Origin of the sequence: Arenibacter algicola (assembly GCF_018860365.1) — a bacterium.
In the GTDB taxonomy this organism is placed as follows: domain Bacteria; phylum Bacteroidota; class Bacteroidia; order Flavobacteriales; family Flavobacteriaceae; genus Arenibacter; species Arenibacter algicola_B.
Window position 1 is genome coordinate 627,558 of record NZ_JAHKPO010000003.1, and the last position, 23,614, is coordinate 651,171.

Annotated in this window: 12 protein-coding genes and 1 tRNA gene; 5 read left to right on the top strand and 8 right to left on the bottom strand. The window is 35.7% G+C overall.

The window, feature by feature from the left end; translation table 11 throughout:
* Positions 1-37: 37 nt before the first annotated feature.
* A complete protein-coding gene (locus tag KO529_RS04640; RefSeq protein WP_215946731.1) occupies positions 38-4,000 on the bottom strand; it encodes a hybrid sensor histidine kinase/response regulator transcription factor in 3,963 nt (1,320 codons plus the stop codon).
* A 334-nt stretch (positions 4,001-4,334) separates the two neighbouring features.
* Here KO529_RS04640 and KO529_RS04645 point away from each other — a divergent pair.
* A tRNA-Arg gene (locus KO529_RS04645) sits at positions 4,335-4,408 on the top strand.
* 1,831 nt (positions 4,409-6,239) lie between these two features.
* Here the strand turns inward: KO529_RS04645 and KO529_RS04650 are convergent.
* On the bottom strand, positions 6,240-7,685 hold the full coding sequence (locus tag KO529_RS04650; RefSeq protein ID WP_215946732.1) for a hypothetical protein: 1,446 nt from the start codon (positions 7,683-7,685) through the stop codon (positions 6,240-6,242).
* A 1,307-nt stretch (positions 7,686-8,992) separates the two neighbouring features.
* Between KO529_RS04650 and KO529_RS04655 the strand changes: the two genes are divergently transcribed.
* From KO529_RS04655 to KO529_RS04670, 4 genes are all read left to right on the top strand, one after another.
* Positions 8,993-10,180: an SGNH/GDSL hydrolase family protein gene (locus KO529_RS04655; protein WP_215946733.1), complete on the top strand. Its 1,188-nt coding sequence runs from the start codon at positions 8,993-8,995 to the stop codon at positions 10,178-10,180.
* A gap of 8 nt (positions 10,181-10,188) precedes the next feature.
* On the top strand, positions 10,189-11,067 hold the full coding sequence (locus tag KO529_RS04660; protein ID WP_215946734.1) for a glycoside hydrolase family 16 protein: 879 nt from the start codon (positions 10,189-10,191) through the stop codon (positions 11,065-11,067).
* Between the two features lie 315 nt (positions 11,068-11,382).
* A complete protein-coding gene (locus tag KO529_RS04665; RefSeq protein WP_215946735.1) occupies positions 11,383-12,396 on the top strand; it encodes a mannonate dehydratase in 1,014 nt (337 codons plus the stop codon).
* Positions 12,397-12,698: 302 nt separating this feature from the next.
* Positions 12,699-14,390, top strand: a complete 1,692-nt coding sequence (locus tag KO529_RS04670; protein ID WP_215946736.1) for a beta-galactosidase — start codon at positions 12,699-12,701, stop codon at positions 14,388-14,390.
* A 190-nt stretch (positions 14,391-14,580) separates the two neighbouring features.
* Here the strand turns inward: KO529_RS04670 and KO529_RS04675 are convergent, their stop codons facing one another.
* From KO529_RS04675 to KO529_RS04700, 6 genes are all read right to left on the bottom strand, one after another.
* A complete protein-coding gene (locus KO529_RS04675; RefSeq protein ID WP_215946737.1) occupies positions 14,581-14,802 on the bottom strand; it encodes a hypothetical protein in 222 nt (73 codons plus the stop codon).
* A 313-nt stretch (positions 14,803-15,115) separates the two neighbouring features.
* Positions 15,116-16,480 carry a sulfatase family protein gene (locus KO529_RS04680; protein ID WP_215946738.1) on the bottom strand — a complete coding sequence of 455 codons (1,365 nt, stop codon included), beginning with the start codon at positions 16,478-16,480 and terminating at the stop codon, positions 15,116-15,118.
* A gap of 97 nt (positions 16,481-16,577) precedes the next feature.
* Positions 16,578-16,865 carry a carboxypeptidase-like regulatory domain-containing protein gene (locus tag KO529_RS04685; protein ID WP_215946739.1) on the bottom strand — a complete coding sequence of 96 codons (288 nt, stop codon included), beginning with the start codon at positions 16,863-16,865 and terminating at the stop codon, positions 16,578-16,580.
* A 118-nt stretch (positions 16,866-16,983) separates the two neighbouring features.
* Positions 16,984-19,170, bottom strand: coding sequence for a DUF6259 domain-containing protein (locus KO529_RS04690; RefSeq protein ID WP_215946740.1), 2,187 nt, complete (start codon positions 19,168-19,170; stop codon positions 16,984-16,986).
* Between the two features lie 56 nt (positions 19,171-19,226).
* On the bottom strand, positions 19,227-21,332 hold the full coding sequence (locus tag KO529_RS04695) for a DUF6259 domain-containing protein (RefSeq protein WP_215946741.1): 2,106 nt from the start codon (positions 21,330-21,332) through the stop codon (positions 19,227-19,229).
* 178 nt (positions 21,333-21,510) lie between these two features.
* On the bottom strand, positions 21,511-23,607 hold the full coding sequence (locus KO529_RS04700) for a DUF6259 domain-containing protein (protein WP_215946742.1): 2,097 nt from the start codon (positions 23,605-23,607) through the stop codon (positions 21,511-21,513).
* Between the last annotated feature and the right edge of the window lie 7 nt (positions 23,608-23,614).

The window sequence follows — 23,614 nt, forward strand, 5'->3', positions numbered from 1 at the left end:
CAGATGTAACTCTTTTTGAGGTTACAATCCTTCGGATTTAGGATGTAGGAGTTTTTCCGAAGGTTTTTCTATAGCATTTTATAAAATATGACGGACTATTGAATCCGGTGGCATAAGCAACTTCAGCTACGGTTAATCCTGGTTTTTCAAGAAGTTTTTGTGCTTGCTTTAATCTTTCCAGACGTATAAATGCGGTAGTGTGGTGTCCGGTTAGGGCAATTAATTTTCTATGCAACTGCATTCGGCTCATTCCGAGAAGTTGGCTGAATTTTTCGACGGAAAAATCAGTATCCTGTATATAATTATTAAGGATATCTTCAACCTTTAATAGGAATTTCTCATCGGTTGAGGTAAAGGCAATATCCTTGGGCTTAAAAACATTCTCTTTGTTGTAATGTGCCCTAAGTTTTTTTCTAGTTGTTAAAATGTTTTCTATTCTTATTTGAAAGGTCTTTGGGTTAAATGGCTTTATCATATATTCTTCTACACCACTTTGCAAGCCTGCAATTTCGTTATCCGGATCGGTTTTTCCGGTTAGCATTATGATCGGGATATGGGAAGTCTTCTCATCGTTCTTTAATTGGTTGCAAAGTTCTATCCCATTTAATTTGGGCATCATAAGATCTGTGATTATAAGATCCGGAATCTTTTTAAGGGCTATTTGTACCCCTTCCCTACCATCTTTGGAGGTAATGATCTTGTATTTGTCCTCCAACAGGGAAGACATAAAATTTAATAGGGATACATTGTCTTCCACCAATAATATTAGAGGCTGGACTTCACTGGATTTTTTGGTGATGGTTCCTGGATCATTTGTTCGGGTAACTACTTCTTCAGGAATTTCATCATCATCATCATCATCATTGATTAAATGGACGGGAATTTCTAAATTGAAGAATATTTTTTTATGATCATTGGAGTATGAAGCGTTGACGGTTCCTTTAAGGTGTTCCACCAATTCCTTGACCAAGGAAAGTCCAATTCCTGTCCCTTCATTGGTATGAGTGGCCTGAAAGAATCTTTCAAATAGTTTATTGGTATCTTTTTCAATAATATTATCTATATCGTTGGATATGTTTATTATTAAATGATCGGTTTGCGCTACCTCGGCCTTAAAGTCTATATTGCCCCCCTCTGCAGTATACTTAATGGCATTGCTCAAAAGATTACCAACAATCTTTTCCATAATATCAGGGTCAAATAGGGTCATGGACATAGGACCCACCTTATGCGAGAAAACTAGATTGTGGTTTTTAGCTAGATATTCAAAGGGTTCCAGTAGGGACAGGAGAAAGCCTCCCAAATGGATTTTTTCTGGATTCAGCTTTAGGGAACCGGTATCCAATTTATTCAATTCCATCATTTGATTCACTAAATCCAGAAGCCTTTTGGTATTTTTATCTACCAACATCAGGTCCTTTTTTAAATCGGGCTTTAGATCGTTTTCCAGCTGTTTTTTAATGGGCCCTTTAATTAAGGTCAAAGGTGTTCTGAACTCATGGGAAATATTGGAGTATAATTTTGCTTTGAATTCATTTAATTCATTTAATCTAATGGTTTCTTGACGTTCAAATTTTAATTGCATTTGCATATTCCACCTCCATTTAAAATATCGGTATATTAAATAGATAGTAATAAAAAATAGCAATAGGTAAACTAGAATTGCACTATTGGTCAAGTACCAGGGTTTATTAATTATAAAGCTATAGGAATCCTCCTTACTGTTCCAGACCCCATCGTAATTACTGGATATAACCTTAAAAGTGTAGTTGCCCGGGGGTAAATTGGTATATCTTGCGTTATTCTCGTTACCGGACAAGGTCCAATCGGCATCGTAACCCTCAAGTTTAAATTGATATTGATTTTTAATGGGAAGGGAGTATTGTAAACTGGCAAATGAAAAAGCAACGGTGTTTTCCTTAGATTTGAGCTTTGCATTGGGAATTAGGGGTTTTGGAGTGTTAAAAACTTCAAACTTGGTGATTACCGTTTTTGGAAGTACGGTACTTATTTCAATGTCCGAAGGGTTAAACCAATAATAACCTTCCAACCCTCCAAAATACAAGTTGCCATTTCTCGCCTTAAAATAGGCCCCGGTATTAAATTCTGTGGCAAGTCCGTCATAATTGGTGTAATTGACAATTTTTGGGGTTGAATCCAGTTTTTCCGGTACGTAAAATTTGGTGATGCCCCTATTGGAACTTAACCATAAATTATTTTGTTCATCTGGCAAAGCGGCATAAACCACATCATTGGCCAGCCCTTCTTTTACGGTGTAGTTATAGAATTGCTCATTTACAATATCAAAGGCACACAGGCCATTGCCGTTGGTGCCGATCCATAAGATTCCCTTATTGTCGTAGTACAGGGATTTTATCTGGTTACTGGCCAAGGAATTTGCATTTCCGGGCTCATGTCTATACACTTTAATTTCATTGGTTTTAAGGTTTATCTTGCAAATACCATCGTCCTGCGTACCTACCCATATAAACTGACCGGCTTCCTGGGCAATTGCCCTGATATTGTTGGAAGGAAGTCCGTTGGCGGAATCGTTTTTGTTAAACGTACTTAGGATACCCTTGTTTTTATTTACCTTAAAAAGTCCACTCTCCCTGGTGCCTACCCAGGTATTGTCGTCGGTGTCTTTCTGTAGGCACCAAACGGTAACATTTTCTAGATTTTTGAGCTTTGGATATTCAATGATATTCTCGTTGATATCCATAATGTGTAGTCCACCCTCTTGGGTGCCAATCCATAGATCTCCATCATTATCGCTGAGCAAGCTCATAATTCTATTGGATCTAAGCCCTTTTTTATTATCGGTCTGGTAGTTGTGCCATATATTTTTTTTGGGCGTGAACCTGGACAGGCCTTTGCCACTTGTTCCAATCCAAACATTATTTTGCGCATCCAAGGTTATGGATCGTACTACATCAATATTTATATTCTCCGGTGTTTGAAAGTTGATTACGGAGTTGAATTTTTCCAAGAGGGGGTCATAATAATTTAGCCCTGCACCATCGGTTCCAAACCAAATAGTACCTGTATAGTCCTCGTAAATACTTAGGATATCTTTGTACTGAATGGTTTTGGGATTGTGTTTTTCAGGTAAATATTGGTTTAATTGACTTTGTGCAATATCAATTTTAAAAAGTCCATCGCCATAGGTGCCAATCCACAACTGATTTTTAGTGTCCAGTAACATGCTGAGCACATAAATGGAATTAAGGCTATTTTTTAAATCTTCAATAAAAATATCCGGGCGCTTAAACAAGCTGGCCTTAGATTCCCTGTACCAAACACCTTCCCCAAATGTCCCTACCCATTGATTGTTTTCATGGTCAAAAAGAATAAAGCTATAATTGGAAATAGAATTTTTATTACCATCGGGATAATGATAAAATATATTTTCAGGCTGTTGAGGGTCTATTTCTATTATATATTTTTCGCAACTAAGCCAAAGATTACCAGAACGGTCTTGGGTGATGGCGTTTATGCCACTTACTTTATCCGGGCCAATTATATGTTCTATTTTTTTGGTTTGGAACGATAGTTTGTAAAGTCCGGTGGAATAACTCCCGAACCAAATGTTTTTTTGTTGGTCTTCAAAGACGGTACTGGCATCTTCAATTCCGTTAAGGGGTTCAAAAGAGTTGTTGTCCTTATTTAATTTGTGTGGTATTTGCGATATGGGAATAATCCATAATTCATCGTTGCTATCTACAAATACCCTTCCCAATTTACTATATGTTGGGTTGGTAATGTCCTTAAAGTACTGTTTGTACTTTTCAAAACTTCTGCCATCATATTTGTTGAGACCGTCCTGTGTAGCGATCCATAAAAACCCTGTTCGGTCTTGGGTTATTGAAATTGCCGAATTTTGAGACAATCCGTCTTTTACGGATAATGGACGAAAGGTGACCTGTTTTTGGGATTGAACAGAAAAACAAGAAATAAGTAAGACGTAGTTTACAAAAACTCGTATGTAATTTGGAATCATATGATGATTACGTTATTTCTAGGGATATTTTTATGTCCAATCGTAATGAAGGTATTAACTTATGAATAATATTTATTAAAATCTACATATGGCATTAAAATATGTAATTGCATTAATAACTATTTTAGGAAAATGATAATGTCCAAGTAACCTATGGGTTGGTATTAATAAGTGATAGAATTAAATCAGGGACATGTATTTATTAGGGATATCTATCCGTCGGATTTGGTGTTGAAACGGACTGTTATTTTTTTTATGAATTAAGTTGCGCAGTAATTAATGATAATTGTATATTTGCAGCCGCTAAAGACAGAACTTGTCATAATTAGTGAATGGTGGCATAGCTCAGCTGGATAGAGCACCTGCCTTCTAAGCAGGCGGTCGAAGGTTCGAATCCTTCTGCCATCACGACACTCTCAAAACCACGCCTAATGGCGTGGTTTTTTGTTTTATGGAAAGGCCGAACAGCGTTCGTAGCCTTGCAGTAAAACAAAGAACTAGCAGCGCTAGCTGCCTGGTTTTGAATTTGCAGCATTGATAATGGAGGATCACCGGAGGTAATCCTTCTGAGGTGAAAAAGCCAAACCATTTTGTAGGCTTGTTCTAGATCAAAGAACTAGCAGCGTCAGAAGTCTGGTTTTGAATTTGCAACATTGATGGAAGAGGATCACCACAGGTAATCCTATGGTCTTTGGAAAGGCCGAACAGCGTTCGTAGCCTTGCAATAAAACAAAAAACTAGCAGCGCTAGCTGCCTGGTTTTGAATTTGCAGCATTGATGGAATAGGATCACCGTAGGTAATCCTATGGGCTATGGAAAGGCCGAACAGCGTTCGTAGCCTTGTAATAAAACAAAGAACTAGCAGCGCTAGCTGTGTGGTTTTGAATTTGCAACATTGATCAGGAAGGATCACTGCAGGTAATCCTAGTGCCATCACCAATAAATACAGGGCCTCCAAGAGATTGGAGGCTTTTTTTGTTTTACAAAAGGCTCACTTTTTTTAAATCGATAGAATAGTACGGCGTGGATACATAGTTTAGTATTTTTGTAAATACCTAATAATTAGTTATTTGTGTTTATTCGTTTTTAAGTATATAATTGGTTGACAATTTAAAAAGCAGGGGGTCATAAATTCTAGACATACAATGTTTGTGCTTGCCTATACTACATAAATCACGGTAATAAAATACTTTAATTTTCAGGTGCTTAGAGCGACACAAGATGATTGGCCAGCGGTGTTGTTGGAGGTGGGATTTTTTTTTAATAGCGAGGCGGCGGAGCATAGTAGGAGGAGGGAGAGTGTTTCAGGGTTTGCGATGGTTATACTGCAGGCATTATTTCAGTTAATAGATACAGAACATTATTAGATCTCTGGTTGGTTGCTAATACTAATTATCAGAGAGAGGGAAGACTATTTGGGCATCACGTTTTTTAACCGAAATACCATATTTTTTGAGCTATAAACAATTTTCAAATTCATAATTTTTCATCCTTTCTTTGAACTTTTAATCTTGACTAGGTTCGTTGAGATGGTATCCTAACCTTCTCATGGACAATTACTTAATAATATAAAGTTAATGAATTCTATTTTTAAACATCTTGGTTTGATGGGAGTAGGTCATTCATCGAGCCAAACTAATAATGTCCTGACCGGTATGAAGGCAAATAGATATAAAAAGTTGAGACACGGCCTCCATTTGCCCAAATTTTGGATAATATCTGGTTATCGCTAGCAGATCTCGGTCGGTATAGCTGATAATAAATGGAAAAAATAAAGGTGTAATATATTAGTATTTGTATTACACCTTCATTTTTTATTGAATAGAGAGAACACTTTTGTTAAGAGTAGAAACTATAATTGACCAATCTAAAAAATTGTCACCAGCACCTCTGGACAAATCAATTGAGGGTTTAATAAAAATATTGGATTGGCAATTAAAGTTCAATGTTAGAAAAATTAATGGGAAAAATGGAACAGATTTTTGGGTTCATTTTTTGTTTTCATATCTTGTTATTCTCCAACATTCTTTGTTCCGGTTACTATAGATTCAATTATATTGTCTGAAATAGCAATTTTGTTAATTGCTGTTAGGTTATCGTAGGTGCGTGGATTAAACATGAAACTCATTTGTAATTCTTCTTTTAGTGTTATTATTAGTAAATATATACTTCCTCAATTACCTGACTATTTGTTATAGTGATAGGAGATTGCACCAAATTAAAATAAGACTGAATACAATCAAATACAGTGAAACTCAAATCCCATTATGTCGGCAAGGATTGAAAGTTCTTTACGGTAATCCCCTTCAACCATTGCAAAATGCTGGGTAGTTCCAATTTTTAGTATCTTTTCAAATAACTCTTTTACAGGAATAAGTGGTTTGAAAATACTATGTGAGTAACTGGCCAGGATATGGTTACCTTCCAAAGAATCGACCAATGTACAAACCAATTTAAACAGACCATTGTTTTCCGAAAAATGTGCCATGGTTTTCCTACCTGGAGGTACCCGATACCATGCAAATGGAGCCCCTGCATATTTATAGTTGGTTTTTGCAAAACGTACATCACGGGCAATAAGCACATTCCCTGAATATTCGGGGTCGTTGTGGTCATTAGGTCCCGCATGGCCTCCTGCAAAAGTATTATCGTCTGCCTCAATATGGAAGGGTTCTATAAAATTTACCTGTTTTTCACTCAATATTTTCATAATGAATGTGATAACACAAGCTCCGGTATCAGCTTCGGGTACTAATACGGATTTATTTTTATTTATTGAAGGGTGATAAAACCCTGGGCGTAATCCAATCAACTTGAACATTGCCGGGTCGAGGTCGTTGAACACCATTGCATCAATTTCGTTTTTTTCAATAATCCGGGCAAGCCCAATTGAAGCCCTTACTGATTCAAAGAATTTGTTTTTATCAACATCATCGCCTACACGGTAGATAGAAGTCAGCTCGTCTTGATAGCTTTTTACATCGGCATCGGTTACAGCGGCAATCTCGTCCGCAAGAGTGGTATAAGCTAAAAACTTCATTTCCGGTCCAACTCGTGTAAACAGGTTGAATGGGTCGATATAAGTGGACCACATCAGGGGATTGTAATTTGCTAGTAACCCAAAGGTTGATTGTCGTAATACACTCCTGACTTTTGCTGCTCTGGAGAAAACTAAAACTTCTTCCAGTAACTCGTCCCTGGTTCCCATTACTATTTTGATATCCTTCCTTCCTAAACGTGGAATAGAACCTGATGCCTCCAATGAACCCACAAGAGTACCGGAGCAAAGGAAATCGACAAAATCATCTTCGTTAATAGTATTTTTAAACGTCATTTTACCCTTCATGGGATTTACAAAAATCATTGGAATTGTAGGCATATCTCGCAAAAAACGAATCCAGGCAAAGTCCTCAGACCATGAAAGAAATTCAATGATTAAAAAATCTACTTTTCCAACAAAAAAAAGATTAATCGCATCTTCCATTTCTTCACGGCTATACACAATTCCTGGATTAACTAAATCCAAAGATTCTTGAAGTGATTCAGTGATATTTTCCACATCACCTTTTTTACGGTCTCCATATGTGCCACGACTCAATCCTTCTCCTAAATTTTTAAATCGAGGAGAAGCTATCAGCAATAAACCAGCTTTTGTTTTTTCGAATTTTTTATTTTTGTAATCCATCTGTTTTTATTTATTCATGACCGTGAAGCTTATTGTAATCTATATGATAAGAATATTTGTAGGCGCAAATCAGTAAACCTATAACTTCCTATTTGTATTTTGGATATGTCTTCATATGTTTTTTATCGCGTGTACATAAAATAGTACTGGTTTTAATGTGGAATAATTTTTTAATCACGCTATTTTAAATTACCGGCACGTAATGTATGGTGTAGTGTGGTGTAAACATATTTATATTTAATTATATATGCAACAAAATAATTTTTAATTTTATATGTGAATATATTACATAAATCTTCTTAAGAACAAACAAGTATTCTCATGAAACACACAATTAAGCTGATATAAATTCTCGGATACTGCGCAATCCATTTAAATACATAAGTTTAGCTACTCAGCTTGACGAGACAGTATTATTTTTTCTAAAGCTTTAGCTACTCTTAAGCTACGTTAGCTTTTTTGGCTTGCTTCAAACTCTTGTACTATTAATTGGGTAAATTGTTGGTTCTCTAAGTAAGGTTAATTGTAAATCAGAGGGAATAACAACTTCTACTTACTTTTAATATTTTGCACAATCTCTAGATAGGATATAATTCTTTATGATTGGCTATAATTAGCAATACTCCCAACATTTTGGAGAAGATATGAAATTCCCAGTTCTTCAGCTAGATTTCTTTTATCCTCTCGTTGATAACTTAAACGAACAGCTTAGGATTTAAATTATGGTTGATAAATTCGTTTTTTTTAATACTTCAAGGTATTTATTATGCCTTAAAATCTGTATGACCTGTCCTTTTATAAACATGTATTCCAGCGAGGCTAATGTCGAATTAGGTTATTTTAAGGATTGTTTTTTTGTAATTTATAAACAATTGACAAATTAATTGTACAAATATAAATTATTATTATATTTGACATCACACCACACAACAGTATTGCATGTTGTTTGATTGTCATGTGGTGCACCATTCAATCATAGAGTTGAGATATAGGTTCGGAAGGTTGATAAAGAATTTGGTACATGAAAAATTTGGGATAGGAATAATAGGAGTGATTTTACCTTATTTGATAATTGGCTAAATGATAGTAGAGCTACAACATAGATTTAAGAAACAAACAGGTTCTTTCCCTCAAGTAGATATTAATTCAAACGAAATTATTTCTATACAAGATTAGAATCCTGGATACTAAAATTTTTTAAAATATGTATAGAGGGAGATTTATAACTCCCTTTGTTTTGAAATTGATAGTGATTGATGGTATAGGTGTTTCCGTAACACAATGGAGTTTAAAAGAAAATAACAAGTATGATAATTAAAAAAGAGATTAATAGCCAAATAGTATATATTTTTTCGCTCGGAATATTTCGGAGGCTCCTAGGTGTTATTATCACAAGGAGATATTTTTCTTTAAAGTGTTTTTTATTCTTAATCCTTTCCCATGCAACTTTTACACCAAGTTTTGCACACACGAATGATTCACTCAGGTATGTTAGTGCTGATGAGTTTTTGTTGATAGGTAAAGGGTTTAATGATACAAAAACTCGGTATGAAAGGCTTCCTGCGTATCTTGAAGACAAGACAAGACCAGCCGTTTGGGACAGATCCAAATATTGTAGCGGACTTGCAATTCGTTTTCATACCAACGCTACTATAATCAGTGTTAAATGGGAGGTCACAGAAAATATCCATAAAGCCTATTTTGCCGAGACTGGATTCAAAGGCATTGATTTGTATAGCTTGGAAGACGGGGAATGGATTTTTGCGGGAATAGGGATTCCTGGAGGTGATAAATTTACTACCAATACAATTGTAAAAAATATGGATGGTAGGGACAGAGAATTTATGTTGTATCTGCCACTTTATGATGGTATATCAAATCTTGAAATAGGGGTTAATTCAGATGCCATACTTGAAAATCCAAGGATTAATTCACCGAAAAGAGAAAAACCTGTTGTTTTTTATGGAACTAGTATTACTCAGGGTGGATGTGTAATGCGTGCAGGAATGTCTTATCCAAATCGTTTGTCTCGCATGCTTAATAAGGAGATAATCAACCTAGGGTTTACAGGTAATGCTAGACTGGATTATGAAATCGCTGAAGCAATGACCCAAATCGACGCTTCTTGTCTTGTAATAGATTGTTTGCCTAATGTAACTTCAGCAGAGATGAGAGAACGATATGTCAACTTTTTGGCAATTCTACGTAAGAAAAAACCTTCAATTCCTATCCTCTTAGTTGAAAATATCCTTTACCCTCACATGGTTTTCGATCAGGTACAAGCGGCAATGGTAACCGAGGAGAACACTATCTTAAGAAAAGAAATTTATGAAGTCTTGAAAAAGAAGGGTGATAAAAATTTACACTACATTAAAGCAAAAGGATTGATAGGCGACGATGGAGAGGGGACAGTTGAAGGTATTCACCCCACTGATTTAGGGCATTACAGAATTTCAGAAAAATTATTTCCGGTAATTAGAAAATTAATAAAATAACTATCAAAATGAACAAATTAAGAATTCCAGTATTTTTTAGTTTTATATTTTTCATTAAAATATTTTGTATTTATGCCCAAAATGATACAAAAGAAATTGAAAGTAATTTACCAAAAGACAAGAAATGGAAACTTGTTTGGAATGATGAGTTTAATGGCCATGAGCTTGATTCAACGAAATGGGGATTCCGTTTGCATATTATGCAAAACCGATATAATACTTATACTACAGAAGGTGTTGAAGTGAAAGAAGGGTTGTTATATCTCAATTTAATTGAAAAAGACGGCCAATATTATTCATCTCAACTGCAAACAGGACAGAACTTTTTAGACAGACCAGGTTCACCATATACAGATGGTTTAACCTGGCCAATTGCGGATTTGCAACCTCCCAAGTTTGTCCATAAGTACGGTTATTACGAAATAAGATGTAAACAACAGGAGCAACCCGGATGGGGGGCAGCTTTTTGGTTACAATCACCTGTGATTGGTTCCAGTTTGGATCCATCAAAAGCAGGAGTAGAATTAGATATCATGGAAGACTATTCCCGTGATGGAAAATTTGATCAAAATGTTCATTGGGGTGGATACGGAAAAAACCATGAGACCGTAGCTTCTGGACCAATTAAGTTGCCAGAGAGCGAAGATGGTTTCCATACTTTTGGAATGCATTGGAGTAAATCCGGTTACATTTTTTATGTAGATGGAAAAGAAACTTGGCGTGTAGATGGCCCCGTTTCTGATGCCGAACAATTTATTTTAGTTTCAACAGAATGTAAGGGGTATAGACATGGTTCTCGTGACCAACCTTCCCCCGAACTTAAAAAGGCCATATTACCAGATGCATTCATAGTTGATTATGTAAGGGTTTTTGACGAAGTAGAATAATTCGGAATCATTTAATTAATGACAGGACAGGGAAGGTAAACAAGCGTTTCGATTTATTAAAGTACGACATATGAAATAAACTTTCATTGATTGTCATATTAGGTTGTTTTACCTAGTATTACTATGTTAAAAGTGTTAACACAAGGCGTAATAATTATGAATTAATAGTTTACAGTTTTAAAAGCAATTCTACTATTTTTTCATCCGTAATGGTGATGTCACATTGGTTTCGAGCCTTAACATTAGGGGCGGGGACTTGGGCGAGATTACAAGAAAATCAAAACAATTTGTCGAAGAAATAAAACAGTGTAAAACATGAAAATGGGATTGGGAATAAAGTCACATCAATGGAGTGTTGATAAACTAAAATTTGCTAGGCAGCTCGGTTGTGAGAGTATTGTGGCATGGGTTCCACTACCAGAAGGAGATGGGGTATGGCATAGGAAGGACATGGAAAACCTTAAAAAACAGGTCAATAAATATGACATGGAGTTGACTGCTATCGAAAATTTCCATCCCGCACATTGGGACCATATTGTGCTAGATGAAGAGGGTAAAGAAGAACAAATGGAAAACATTTGCAGGACAATAAGAAATGCTGGGGAAGTAGGAATAGAATGTTTTGGATATAGTTTTAGTGCATGCGGAGTTCAGGGTTATTTCAGTGAAGAAGGAAATACAGATGGACGCGGTAATTCGAGTATCAAGAAATTCAAGACCTCCTATATCAACAATAGTCCTCCCGCAAACCAAGAGTTTTGGTTCAATACAATAATAGAACGACGCAGTCCCAAGGGATTTTTACCTCCAGTTAATAAACAGGAAATGTGGTCACGGTTCCATTGGTTTTTATCTAATGCGCTGCCTGTTGCTGAGAAAGCTGGAGTTAAATTATGTGCCCACCCTGATGATCCACCTTTACCTTATTTGCGGGGAATTTATCGGCCTCTTCATAATGTTGAGGGCTTAAGAAAACTTGTCAACCTATTCGATAGTCCCTCAAACTGCCTAGAATTTTGCCAGGGTACTATTTCCACGATGAATAATGTTAACGTTTACCAAGTCATTGAAGAGTTTGCTTCAAAACAGAAAATCGGCTATATCCATTTTCGAAATACAAGCGGGACATTACCTGAATATTCGGAAGTGTTTATTGATGACGGTTATGTTGATATGACAAAAGCAATGGGGCTATTTATGAAACACGGATATAATGGGACCATTATCCCTGACCATACGCCCATAGTTTCATCGCAGGAGCCATGGGATGCTGGTATGGCATTTGCCCTAGGGTTTATCCGAGGTTTAATTAAATCAAAAAAACACTAAAAAGAAAGTATTAAAGAAGAATACAATTGTTGAATGGTCAACATGTGGGATGTTATTCCTTGGAAGTTCCGTACATCTAATACGGAGATTAAAATAATGAAAGATTTTTTATTGGCTCAATATCATCTATGCTTCTTGTATTGTCAAAAACAATGATTGGATTAAGCTAAGAAAATTATATGCTTTCAAAAATTTGGCTTTTATGCATGATACAATTAATTATTGCATCACGGTTTACTTATGTTAGGGATTCATTAAAATCAAATAAAAAATAATTTGATAAACAAAAAAATAACATAGCGATGAAGAATTTAAAAATATTAATTTGGTGTTTATCATTAATTGCAGTCACATCACTATTGTTCTTATTGTTAAAGAATACTTTCTCGAATGAGGCTAAATCTCCCGAAAATCATACAGAAAGTGCTAATAAGAGTATTGTACGATATCATACAAGGCATATCCCTGAAGAACACCTCAATTTAGGCACTCCTATGGGTAAGGGGGTAAAAGAAAATGGCCTCTGCGATGTGCTGGAAGAGCCATACCTTAGCGCAATGAAGGATTACGGTATTGATGTAATTGAAACAAGGCTTGTTTGGTGGGAACTTGAAAAAAATAAAGAAACTTATGATTTTAGTCGATTAGAGCGGGATATGGATTTAATTGAGAGCAATGGCTTTGAGGTAGGAGTTTTCCCCTGGTTCCAACATCCGCCCAAATGGGAAAATAGTATGACAAGAGCTGCCTGCCTGGAACATAATATTAAATCTTCGATACCAAGTTTATGGGACGAAAAATTATTAGCGCAATACAATTTGTTGTACAGAAAGCTAGCAGAGAATTATGGAAGCAGGATAAAGTTTCTGTATGTTGGGGTTTATGGGGATTATGGTGAAACTGCATATCCGGGTGGGGTTGAACATTATAAGTTTTCTTCTCCACACAGACATCATGGATATTGGAGTGGAGATAATTTAGCGCGGGAAAATTTCAGGAAATACTTGACTAGGAAGTATAATAATATTGAGCATATGAACAATGCTTGGAAAACAGATTTTAATTCTTTCGATGAAGATCTTATGCCACTCTTGCCCTTTAAGTTCAATACTTTTAGCAGGCGACTCGATTATATGAATTGGTACACAGAATCATTAATGAGTTTTACTGATAAAGTTTGTAAAATTGCTAGAGAATACTTTCCTGATACAAAATTGGGACTACCGGTAGGTTTTGTTCATGAAGATTTGGAAACTGGCCAGATCAAGAGTTCTGTAGCCAAAATCGCTACTAGATATGACATGGTGACAAGATGGACGGGGCTTGCTCACCAGAAAAATTATCCATTGTCTAACGTTAGTGCACGCCGATTGTCGTCATCAGTTAGGTTTTATGGTGGAAATTTTGGAGTTGAGGCCGCCTTAAAATTAAATGAAGATAATGCAACAAACGCCATATATGAGGCATTGTCGAATTCAACAAGTATTTTTCATAATGATCCGGGTAATATTTTAAGAGCCAAAGATATTATGAAAAAATACAGAAACATACCAATTAATTTGCCCAAAAAATTTAGTGATGTAGCTGTTTACTATCCTGTTGAGGCTGAAATGTGCCTGGCTGCTGATATAGAATCAGTTTTTAATGAGTTTGCAAAATTGAGAGAACATTGTGATTACGAAATAGCAGATAGTAATATGATAAAAGATGGGGTACTTGATTGTGTTAAAGAAGTCGTTCTTCCGAGTGATTGTCTCATTCCTGGCGACATCGTTGATGTTTTGTCGGAATGGAGTGAGAAAGGTGGTCTTCTATGGTATCCCGAGGGTCATGTCCCAAGAATTTTAGAAACGAATCAAGTTTTAGAAATCGGACAGGGTCTTACTAACTGGGCACAATTCGGAATAGACGATGGCTTTTTTTATACAGATCATATTGATAGTATTTCAAAATATTATCCCAAAGATAATTCCATTAAAATAAGTAAAAAGTAAAATATAATATTTGAATTATATAAAGGATAATGCATAGTACAAAGCTATTTCGCTACTTTTTTAGAATCTTATTATTCTTGTCAGAAAATTTATAAGTTTAGGATTTTAATGAATATTTGTAAAACAATCTTAAGAAGAATATCACTCATCCAATCTAGCTAATAGATACTATATTTTTTCTCTTGATTATTTAGGCCTTAAATTTTGGGTAATTTATGTGCTTTAAGACAAGCGCTTTCTGATTATCCTCAAAAGAATCACTGAAATGATAAAAACCATTCTCCTCACGAACAGACAAAAGGAGCTTTAGATTTATAATTTTATCTTCACTGTTGATTTGAATTTCCTTGGTGGGATTGGATTTTTCAAAGAGTAATAGTGTCCACTTTGCATTAATTTTGAAAAGAATCATGGTAGACCCGAATTATTTGAATTCAGTTTTATATTCCCTTTATTACTTATTTGAAAATAGGAATACGCAGTTACAAGGCAGAAATAATTAGGCTCACAAATTTTTTACTGTATTGATGAATATAAATTAGTAGTAGTAAAAAACAATAAAATAATATATCCTTTAAACCATTTTAAGGTATTCAATCCTATTAAATTACGATGATTTATTTTTCTCATAATTGTACGGTTCATAAAAAGATTAGAATATGAGTAGGATTATGAATAAGGTCTAATTCAAATCCATCTTATGATTAATACTGTCAACCATATTTTTATGGTTTTCGAAGATTTTTAAGTTCCCATGGATCTCGCGTGCTCTCCTGAAATCTGTTTAGTTTGATCACTAATGAATCAAAAATTTGTTTGTAGTTAGGATTTTCGTATATATTATTGATTTCATCAGGTTCGTTAATTAAATCATACAATTCATATTCATTATGATATACTATATCCTCCATTTTACGCTTCCCGTACATTATTCCACCATCTTTAATCGCGCCTAACCAAGTAGAATGATATTGTCTTGCTGCTGGGTCATCCAGTTGGAAAGTAATATTTCTTATTAGCTTATATTTATCCGTTCTAATCATCCTTCTAGGGTAATACCAAGTTTCTAAGTGAAATGTTTGGGAACCGTATACTTCGTTCCATCCACTTGGATTCTCAATTTCCAGAATTTTATTAAAAGATTTTCCATGTAAGTTTAGTGTATCAACATTCAATCCTGCCATTTCCATAATTGTTGGTGCCAAATCCACGAATGAGACCATAGCGTTGTTTTTAATTCCTTTTTTCTTTAAAAATGGGCTCCGTACAATTAAAGGTAGATGTATGCCACTGTCGTACAGTGTAGCTTTTGCACCAGGCATGGCATGTCCATTGTCAGAGAGAAAAAAAATGATGGTATTCCCGTATTGACCAGTTTCTTTCAGCATTTTCACCAGCATGCCTAGGCCTTGATCTAATCGGCTCACGGATTGATAATACTCTACTAGTTCCGCTCTGGTTTCAGGAACATCTGGTAAATATGATGGTACTATTACTTCATCTTTGGAATATTTGATGGTTTCAATACCGGGATACCCTTCGTCCCTATTACCAAATCTATCTGGCATGTATAATGAGTTCTTAACTTTCCCTCCACCAACATGAGGATCTGCAGTATTATAAAAAACTAGAAAAGGATCATCGGATTTTTCAATAAACTGCCTAACGTTTTTCGTTAATTCTTGATGATTCCTGCCTTTTTCTTCGTTTAGTTCATCGAATTGGTAAACATCTTTAGGGCCAACATGATATTTTCCAAAAAGACCAGTTTTATATCCACTTTTCTTTAAATATGTTGGGAAGGCAATGACATCATCAAAGGTACTGAAATTGTGGGGCTTAGGATTTAAGCCGTACATTCCATTAGTGTGGTTTTGTAACCCTGTCAATATTACAGATCTATTCGGACTACAACTGGAACTATTCGAGAAATTATTAGTAAACATTACGCCTTCAGCGGCTAATGCATCAATATTTGGTGTTTTTATTACATCATTTCCATAGCAACCGATAGATTCTATACTTTGATCATCAGTAATAAATAAAATTATATTAGGTTTTGTAATATTAATGGATTCGTCCTTTCGCAAATTTTTGTTTTCCTTTGAGCAGGAAAGGACGAATGTTCCTGTTATAAGTTAAAAAAGTATATTCTTAAACATAATTAAAAAATAATCTGTTAGATTTTTAGAATCCCTGATTTTGATCTCCTTTACATAAGGAAGGATTCGTATCAATTTCCGATGCTGGAATGGAAATTGAATAATTACCATCAAAATAGGATACAGAACCGTTGTTGGTTCCTTTGACAACTATTGTAGCTCCTGCCGACGGTATTCCAGTATTATCCTTGATAAATCCAAATATTTTTGTGTTTTGCGAATAGCCATATTGAATGCCTAGTACAAATACAAACAATACTAAAATAATCGTCCAATAAATCTGATGCTGTAGGAATGAATTTGTTTTCTTCATTTTTAAGGTAGTTTATATTCGATTTTTATTTCACACACTCAAGTGTTGTGTAGTTTAGATATAATTATTTTTACATTTACAAATAAGTGTAAGTTCACATATAGCCAATTGGTGCAAATTAATTACTTTTTTCAAATATTAGAAATCGTATGGAATTAGGCTCAAGTAGAGAATTTTTCTTTACCTTTTGTTTTGAAGGATGATGCGAACTTTTATGCTTGTAACCCGATACCTGTATTTCAAAATTCCGGTTTTCAATCTCATTTTTATTCCATACAACCACTCCTAATTCATCATCATTAGTAAAACCCCTTGCTATGACATCTTTGCCTTTAATTGTAATGCCTTCATCGCTTATAAATTTGCCGCGTTTTAGAAAATTTCCATGCGTATTTTTAAATTCTATCAAACTGTGCACATAATTAGCGGACTCCTCCATTGACATTGACTGCATTTTACTTATATCTGGAGGATAGTTCACATTCCAATAACTATCTTCATTAGGTGTCTTTCCCTTAATAATATATTGGACATCGGCGGTATACCTTATTTCCACTTCATATTTCAAACCATATAACAGGGCAAAGTTGGCATCCGTCTTGGTAAGAAGGGGGTTAGGGTTGCGCTGTGTAGCCATCAACTCGGGGAAAGTGTATCTATACAAATCAGGGAATACATTGTTCGAGGGGGCATAACCAGCACCTACACCATGTGTATAGTCAATTTCGCGTAATACGCTATTATTGCTTGCTTCCGTCATCACGACAAAATCGGGATTTCTTGCCTTCAGATCTTCTCTTATCTCCCTCATCATTTGTAGTCTAAATGGTGAATCACTTTGGCCGGGTTTATGGTCATGATAGGTTGAATAGCAAAGTTCTGGGGAATACACCCCTATCTGATCATATAAAATTCCATCGGCCCCCAAAGAATGGGCTTGAAGTGCCAAATCATGCATGGTTTCCCTCCACAATTCGGATCCTGCACATGCCAAGGTGAAAATCACAGGTGATAAATTATTGTGTTTCACATAAAATGACATTCTTGGTTTTTTATCAGCTCCAAAAGCGATAGTCTCAATTCCTCTGTACTTGTAATAGTCAGTGGAGGTGTCGATAAGCTTTCCATTAGCATATATTACAATTTTAATACCTCTAGCATGAGCTCTTTTTATAGCTTCTTTTAATTCCCTTTCTCCACCCATTAATGGATCTGGCAAATAATTGGGATACAAACGGTCATGTCCACCAATGGCCCATCCGAATAGCCCTATAGTGGTTAAATTAAACCTTTCGGCTATATCACACAGTTTGTCTATATCCCTGTACGGCCACATAACATTGCCGTTCTGCTGTTTAAGAATCGCTAATAGCCAACCTGTATCGTTAATGACCCAATCGGGGCCATTAGCTACTTCGAAATTTTCATCGTACCAAGACCTATAGAATTGGGCTGCATTGTGCCATGAACCTTCATATAATTTAACCACAAATTCTGGCATTATATATTCCTTTTCATTGATAGGAGTATTTATTACGGTTTCAAAATCATTAGTATTCTCAATTCGGGACAAGGTGATATTTGTAGTATGCTGAGTTGAATCATGAGCACCAACGTAAATACCGATATCATCAGAGTTAATTGTGTACCATGGCATGGTAGCGCTCCTACTTGGGTAATCTAAAGTTCTTGATTCACCAAACTCTACAGCACTATTGAATTGTAGGCCCAAACCATCTGACCAATAGATGTTTGATTTATTTCCTCCTAATTTAATGTTAGGTAGTTTTGGGTATTCTAACGACTTGATAATCCAGTCTTCAGAGCTACTGCTCAAGTTCCCATAAAAATAAAATGCATCATTTTTCACCTCAATAACGAACTCAGCACTTACAGAAGTCGGAATGTCGACCAATTTTATTTCATTGGCATAAAATTTTATCTTTTGATGTGACTTTTCCGTCCGAAATGAAGACTTATTATCTAGAACAAGTTCATTTCGTCTATTTGACTTATTGACCAGTGTTATAGTCCATAAATCCTGAACATTAAGTTCTAGATGAACTAAATTTTTATTGTCTGATATGCTTATATTATTTCTATCATTAAGTGTAAGTGTTGCTTTGGATGTTTTAATCACAAAATCACTTCCTGCTTGAGAATACAAATTAGCATTTAGAAAAAGTAAAAAAATAACTATGAATTTATTCATGCAAAAAAAATTAGAATGGTTTGTAATATTTTTAATTAAATTATGTGGGATTCGATTTTTAAACAATGACTTTTTAAGATAAACATTCAGCATAGGTAATCATTCTGACATAGTTTAGTTCATTAAAAAAGTAGCTGATTTATTAAAATTTAGTTGATTTTTTTAAATAATAGAAACCGTATAGAATTAGGTGCTAATAGTGAGTTTTGTCTTACATTTTGATTTAATGGATCATCGGCTCTTATATACTTATAATCAGGTACACTTAATTTAAAGCTTCGTTCTTCAGTTTCATTTTGATTCCAAACAACCACACCCATTTCATCATCATTATCATTAGTAAAACCCCTTGCTATGACATCTTTGCCTGTAATTGTGATGCCTTCATCGCTTATAAATTTCCCTCGTTTTAGAAAATTTCCATGCGTATTTTCAAAATCTATCAAACTGTGCACATATTTTGCGGACTCCTCCATTGTTAAGGATTTCATTTTATTTATGTCAGGGGGATAGTTCACATTCCAATAGCTATCTGCATCAGGTGTTTTGCCTTTAAGGAGGTATTCTACATCGGCGGTATATCTAGTTTCCACTTCGTACTTCAAGCCATACAACAGCGCAAAATTGGCATCTGTCTTGGTCAGCAAGGGATTGCCATTGCGCTGAGTAGTCATAAATTCTGGAAAGGTATATTTATATAGATCTGGAAAAGCATTGTCCGATGGAGCGTAAGCTTTCCCCCAGCCATGTGTATAGTCTATTTCTTGTAGTACACTAGTATTGCTAGCCTCGGTCATAACAACAAAGTTGGAGTTCTTTTCTTTGAGATCTTCCCTTATTTCCCTTATCAATTGCAACCTATATTTGGAATCACCATGGCCAGGTTTATGGTCATGATAGGTTGAATAACAAAGTTCAGGGCGAAGCACGCCTAGTTGGTCAAACAAAATACCATCAGCTCCTAACGAATTGGCTTGTAATGCCAAATCGTGCATGGTTTTTCTCCAATAGCCTGACCCAGTACACGCCCAGCAAAAAATCTCGGGTGATTTGTTGTTGTGCTTTACATAAAAATCCATTCTTGGTTTCTTATCGTTACCAAACATCATGGTCTCCATTCCCCTGTACCTGTAATAATCTGTGGATGTATCTATAAGTTTTCCATTGGCATATAATATTATTTTGATGCCCCTGTCCTGGGCCCTTTTAATGGCATCCTTCAATTCCTTTTCACCTCCCATCAAGGGGTCTGGCAAATAATTTGGGTAAAGATGGTCATGCCCCCCAACAGCCCATCCGAATAAACCAATAGTGGTTAAATTGAACTTTTTGGCAATGTCGCATAGTTGGTCGATATCCCTGTACGGCCACATAACATTGCCGTTCTGTTGCTTAAGAATAGCTAATAGCCAACCGGTATCGTTAATGACCCAATCGGGGGAGGAGGCAATTTTGAAATTTTCGTTGTACCATGACCTATAATATTTGGCAGCATGGTGCCAAGTGCCTTTATAGGGTTTTACAACAAATTCCGGCATAGTGTAATCCGCTTCATAAATAGGGGTATGGATATTGGAAATAAAATCAAATGTTCCGTCCATGGCGCCCAAAGTAATATTTGCATTATGTTGTAGTGGATTATGTACCCCAACATATACACCATAATTTCCCGAATTTAAAGTGAACCAGGGCATGGTTCCCCATCCACTAGGGTAGTCCAAAGATTTTTTTGTCCCGAATTCAGTGGGGCTATTGAAAAGTTGACCCAATCCATCCGGCCAATAAATCTTTGTGTTTTCCTTTCCGACTTCCATTTTAGAGAGTCTGGGATAGTCCAATGATTTGATAATCCATTCTCCAGTGGTACAGCTAATATTTCCAGAAAAAAGAAATGAATCATTTTTCACCTCAATGGTGAATTCAGCGTTGACAGTAGTCGATATGTCATCTATATACAGCTCCTTCGCATAAAATCGTAACTTTTGTGGGGAAGTTTCGGTCCGAAATGCCGATATATCGGTTAGGGCGCGTTCTTTTCTTAAATTATGCTTGTTTACCAAGGTTATGTCCCATAATTCATTAACACGCAGTCCTATTTTAGCTTCGTCTTCTGCCTTGGAGGTTATCAGTATTTCACCTTCATCGTTCAGCTCTAGTGTTGCCACTGAGGTTTCCATTTGGAATTTATCAGTACTTTGGGAATGAATTCCAGTGACTAGAAAAAAGAGAATCAAGAAAAAATTTAGTAGCTTCATATGTGTCAATTTTAAAATTGTTTAAAGATTTTATCTATATATTTAGATTATGCGTAACTCTTAATAAATTGAATAATCCTATTGATTTCTTTATAAGGTTCATTCAAGTTACGCTCAAATACCGTTTACTTTCAATATACCAGCCATTACTTCTTCGAAGTATATTAGGTATTGTGCTTTACTTTTTCTTAAATACTATAAGTCTTACAGAATTGGGTTTTAGTTTCAAATTATTATTTACGATTGATTCGGACGGTTCGTGGGAACTCACATATTTGTAACCCGTTGTACTTATTTCGTAACTTCGGTTTTGAGTTTCATTTTTGTTCCATACAACCACACCCATTTCATCACCATTGGTAAAACCCCTTGCTATGACATCTTTGCCTATAATTGTGATGCCTTCATCGCTAATAAATTTCCCTCGTTTTAGAAAATTTCCATGCTTATTTTCAAAATTTATCAAACTGTGCATATATTTTGCAGACTCCTCCATTGTTAAGGATTTCATTTTATTTATATCAGGAGGAGAGTTCACATCCCAATAGCTATCTGCATCTGGTGTTTTGCCATTAACCAGATATTTTACATCTGCAGTATACCTAGTTTCCACTTCGTGCTTTAAACCATACAACAGCGCAAAATTGGCATCGGTCTTGGTCAGCATTGGATTGGGGTTACGCTGAGTAGTTATGTATTCAGGAAAAGTATATCTATATAAATCGGGGAATCCATTGAGCTCAGGTGCATATCCAGCACCTATGCCATGTGTATAATCTATTTCTTGTAGAACACTAGTATTGCTACCTTCTGTCATAATTATAAAACTAGAGTTCCTTGTCTTCAAATCTTTCCTTATCTCCTTTATCATTTGCAACCGATATTTAGAATCACCATGTCCAGGGTTATGGTCATGATTAGGGGAAAAGCAAAGTTCAGGGGGTAAAATTCCCAACTGGTCATACAAAATTCCATCAGCCCCCAACGAATTGGCCTGTAATGCCAAATCATGCATGGTAGTTCTCCAATACTCAGACCCAGTGCATGCCCAACAAAATATTACTGGCGATTTGTTGTTGTGCTTTACATAAAAATCCATTCTTGGTTTCTTATCGTTACCAAACATCATGGTCTCCATTCCCCTGTACCTGTAATAATCTGTGGATGTATCTATAAGTTTTCCATTGGCATATAATATTATTTTGATGCCCCTGTCCTGCGCCCTTTTAATGGCATCCTTCAATTCCTTTTCACCTCCCATCAAGGGGTCTGGCAAATAATTTGGATAAAGATAGTCGTGTCCCCCAATAGCCCATCCAAATAACCCAATAGTGGTTAAATTGAACTTTTCGGCTATATCACACAGTTTGTCTATATCCCTGTACGGCCACATAACATTACCGTTCTGCTGTTTAAGAATAGCTAATAGCCAACCGGTATCGTTAATGACCCAATCGGGTGAGGAAGCTATTTTGAAATTTTCATCATACCATGATCTATAATATTTTGCCGCTTGATGCCAAGTACCTTTATAGGGTTTTACAACAAATTCCGGCGTAGTGTAAGCTGCATCGTATATATTGGTATTGATACTGGAAATATAATCATTAGTACCATCTATTTGGGTCATGGTAATATTTGTTGTATGTTGCAAAGTGTCATGTACTCCTATATATACTCCATAATCTTCTGCATTTAAAGAGAACCACGGCATGGTCCCCCAATGACTTGGGGTGTTTAAAGATCTTTTAGAACCAAATTCAGAAGGGCCATTGAAAAGGCGACCCAATCCATCCGGCCAATAAATCTTTGTATTTTCCTTTCCGACTTCCATTTTAGAGAGTCTGGGATAGTCCAATGATTTGATTATCCATTCTCCTGCGGAAAAGCTCATATTACCAGAAAAAAGGAACGCATCATTTTTCGCCTCAATGGTAAATTCGGCGTTGACAGTTGTCGATATGTCATCCAGATATAGATCCTTCGCATAAAACCGTAACTTTTTAGGGGAAGTTTCGGTCCGAAATGCCGATATCTCGTCTAAGGTGCGTTCTTGTCTTAAATTATGTTTGTTTACCAAGGTTATGCCCCATAATTCATTCACTCTTAGTCCTATTTTAGCTCCGTTTTCTTCCTTGGAGGTTATAAGTATTTTATCCTTATCATTCAGAACGAGTGTTGCTACCGAGGTTTCCATTCGGAATTTATCGGTACTTTGAGAGTGAATTCCAGTGACTATAAAAAAGAGGAAAAGGAATAAAGTTTGATTTTTCATATGTTAA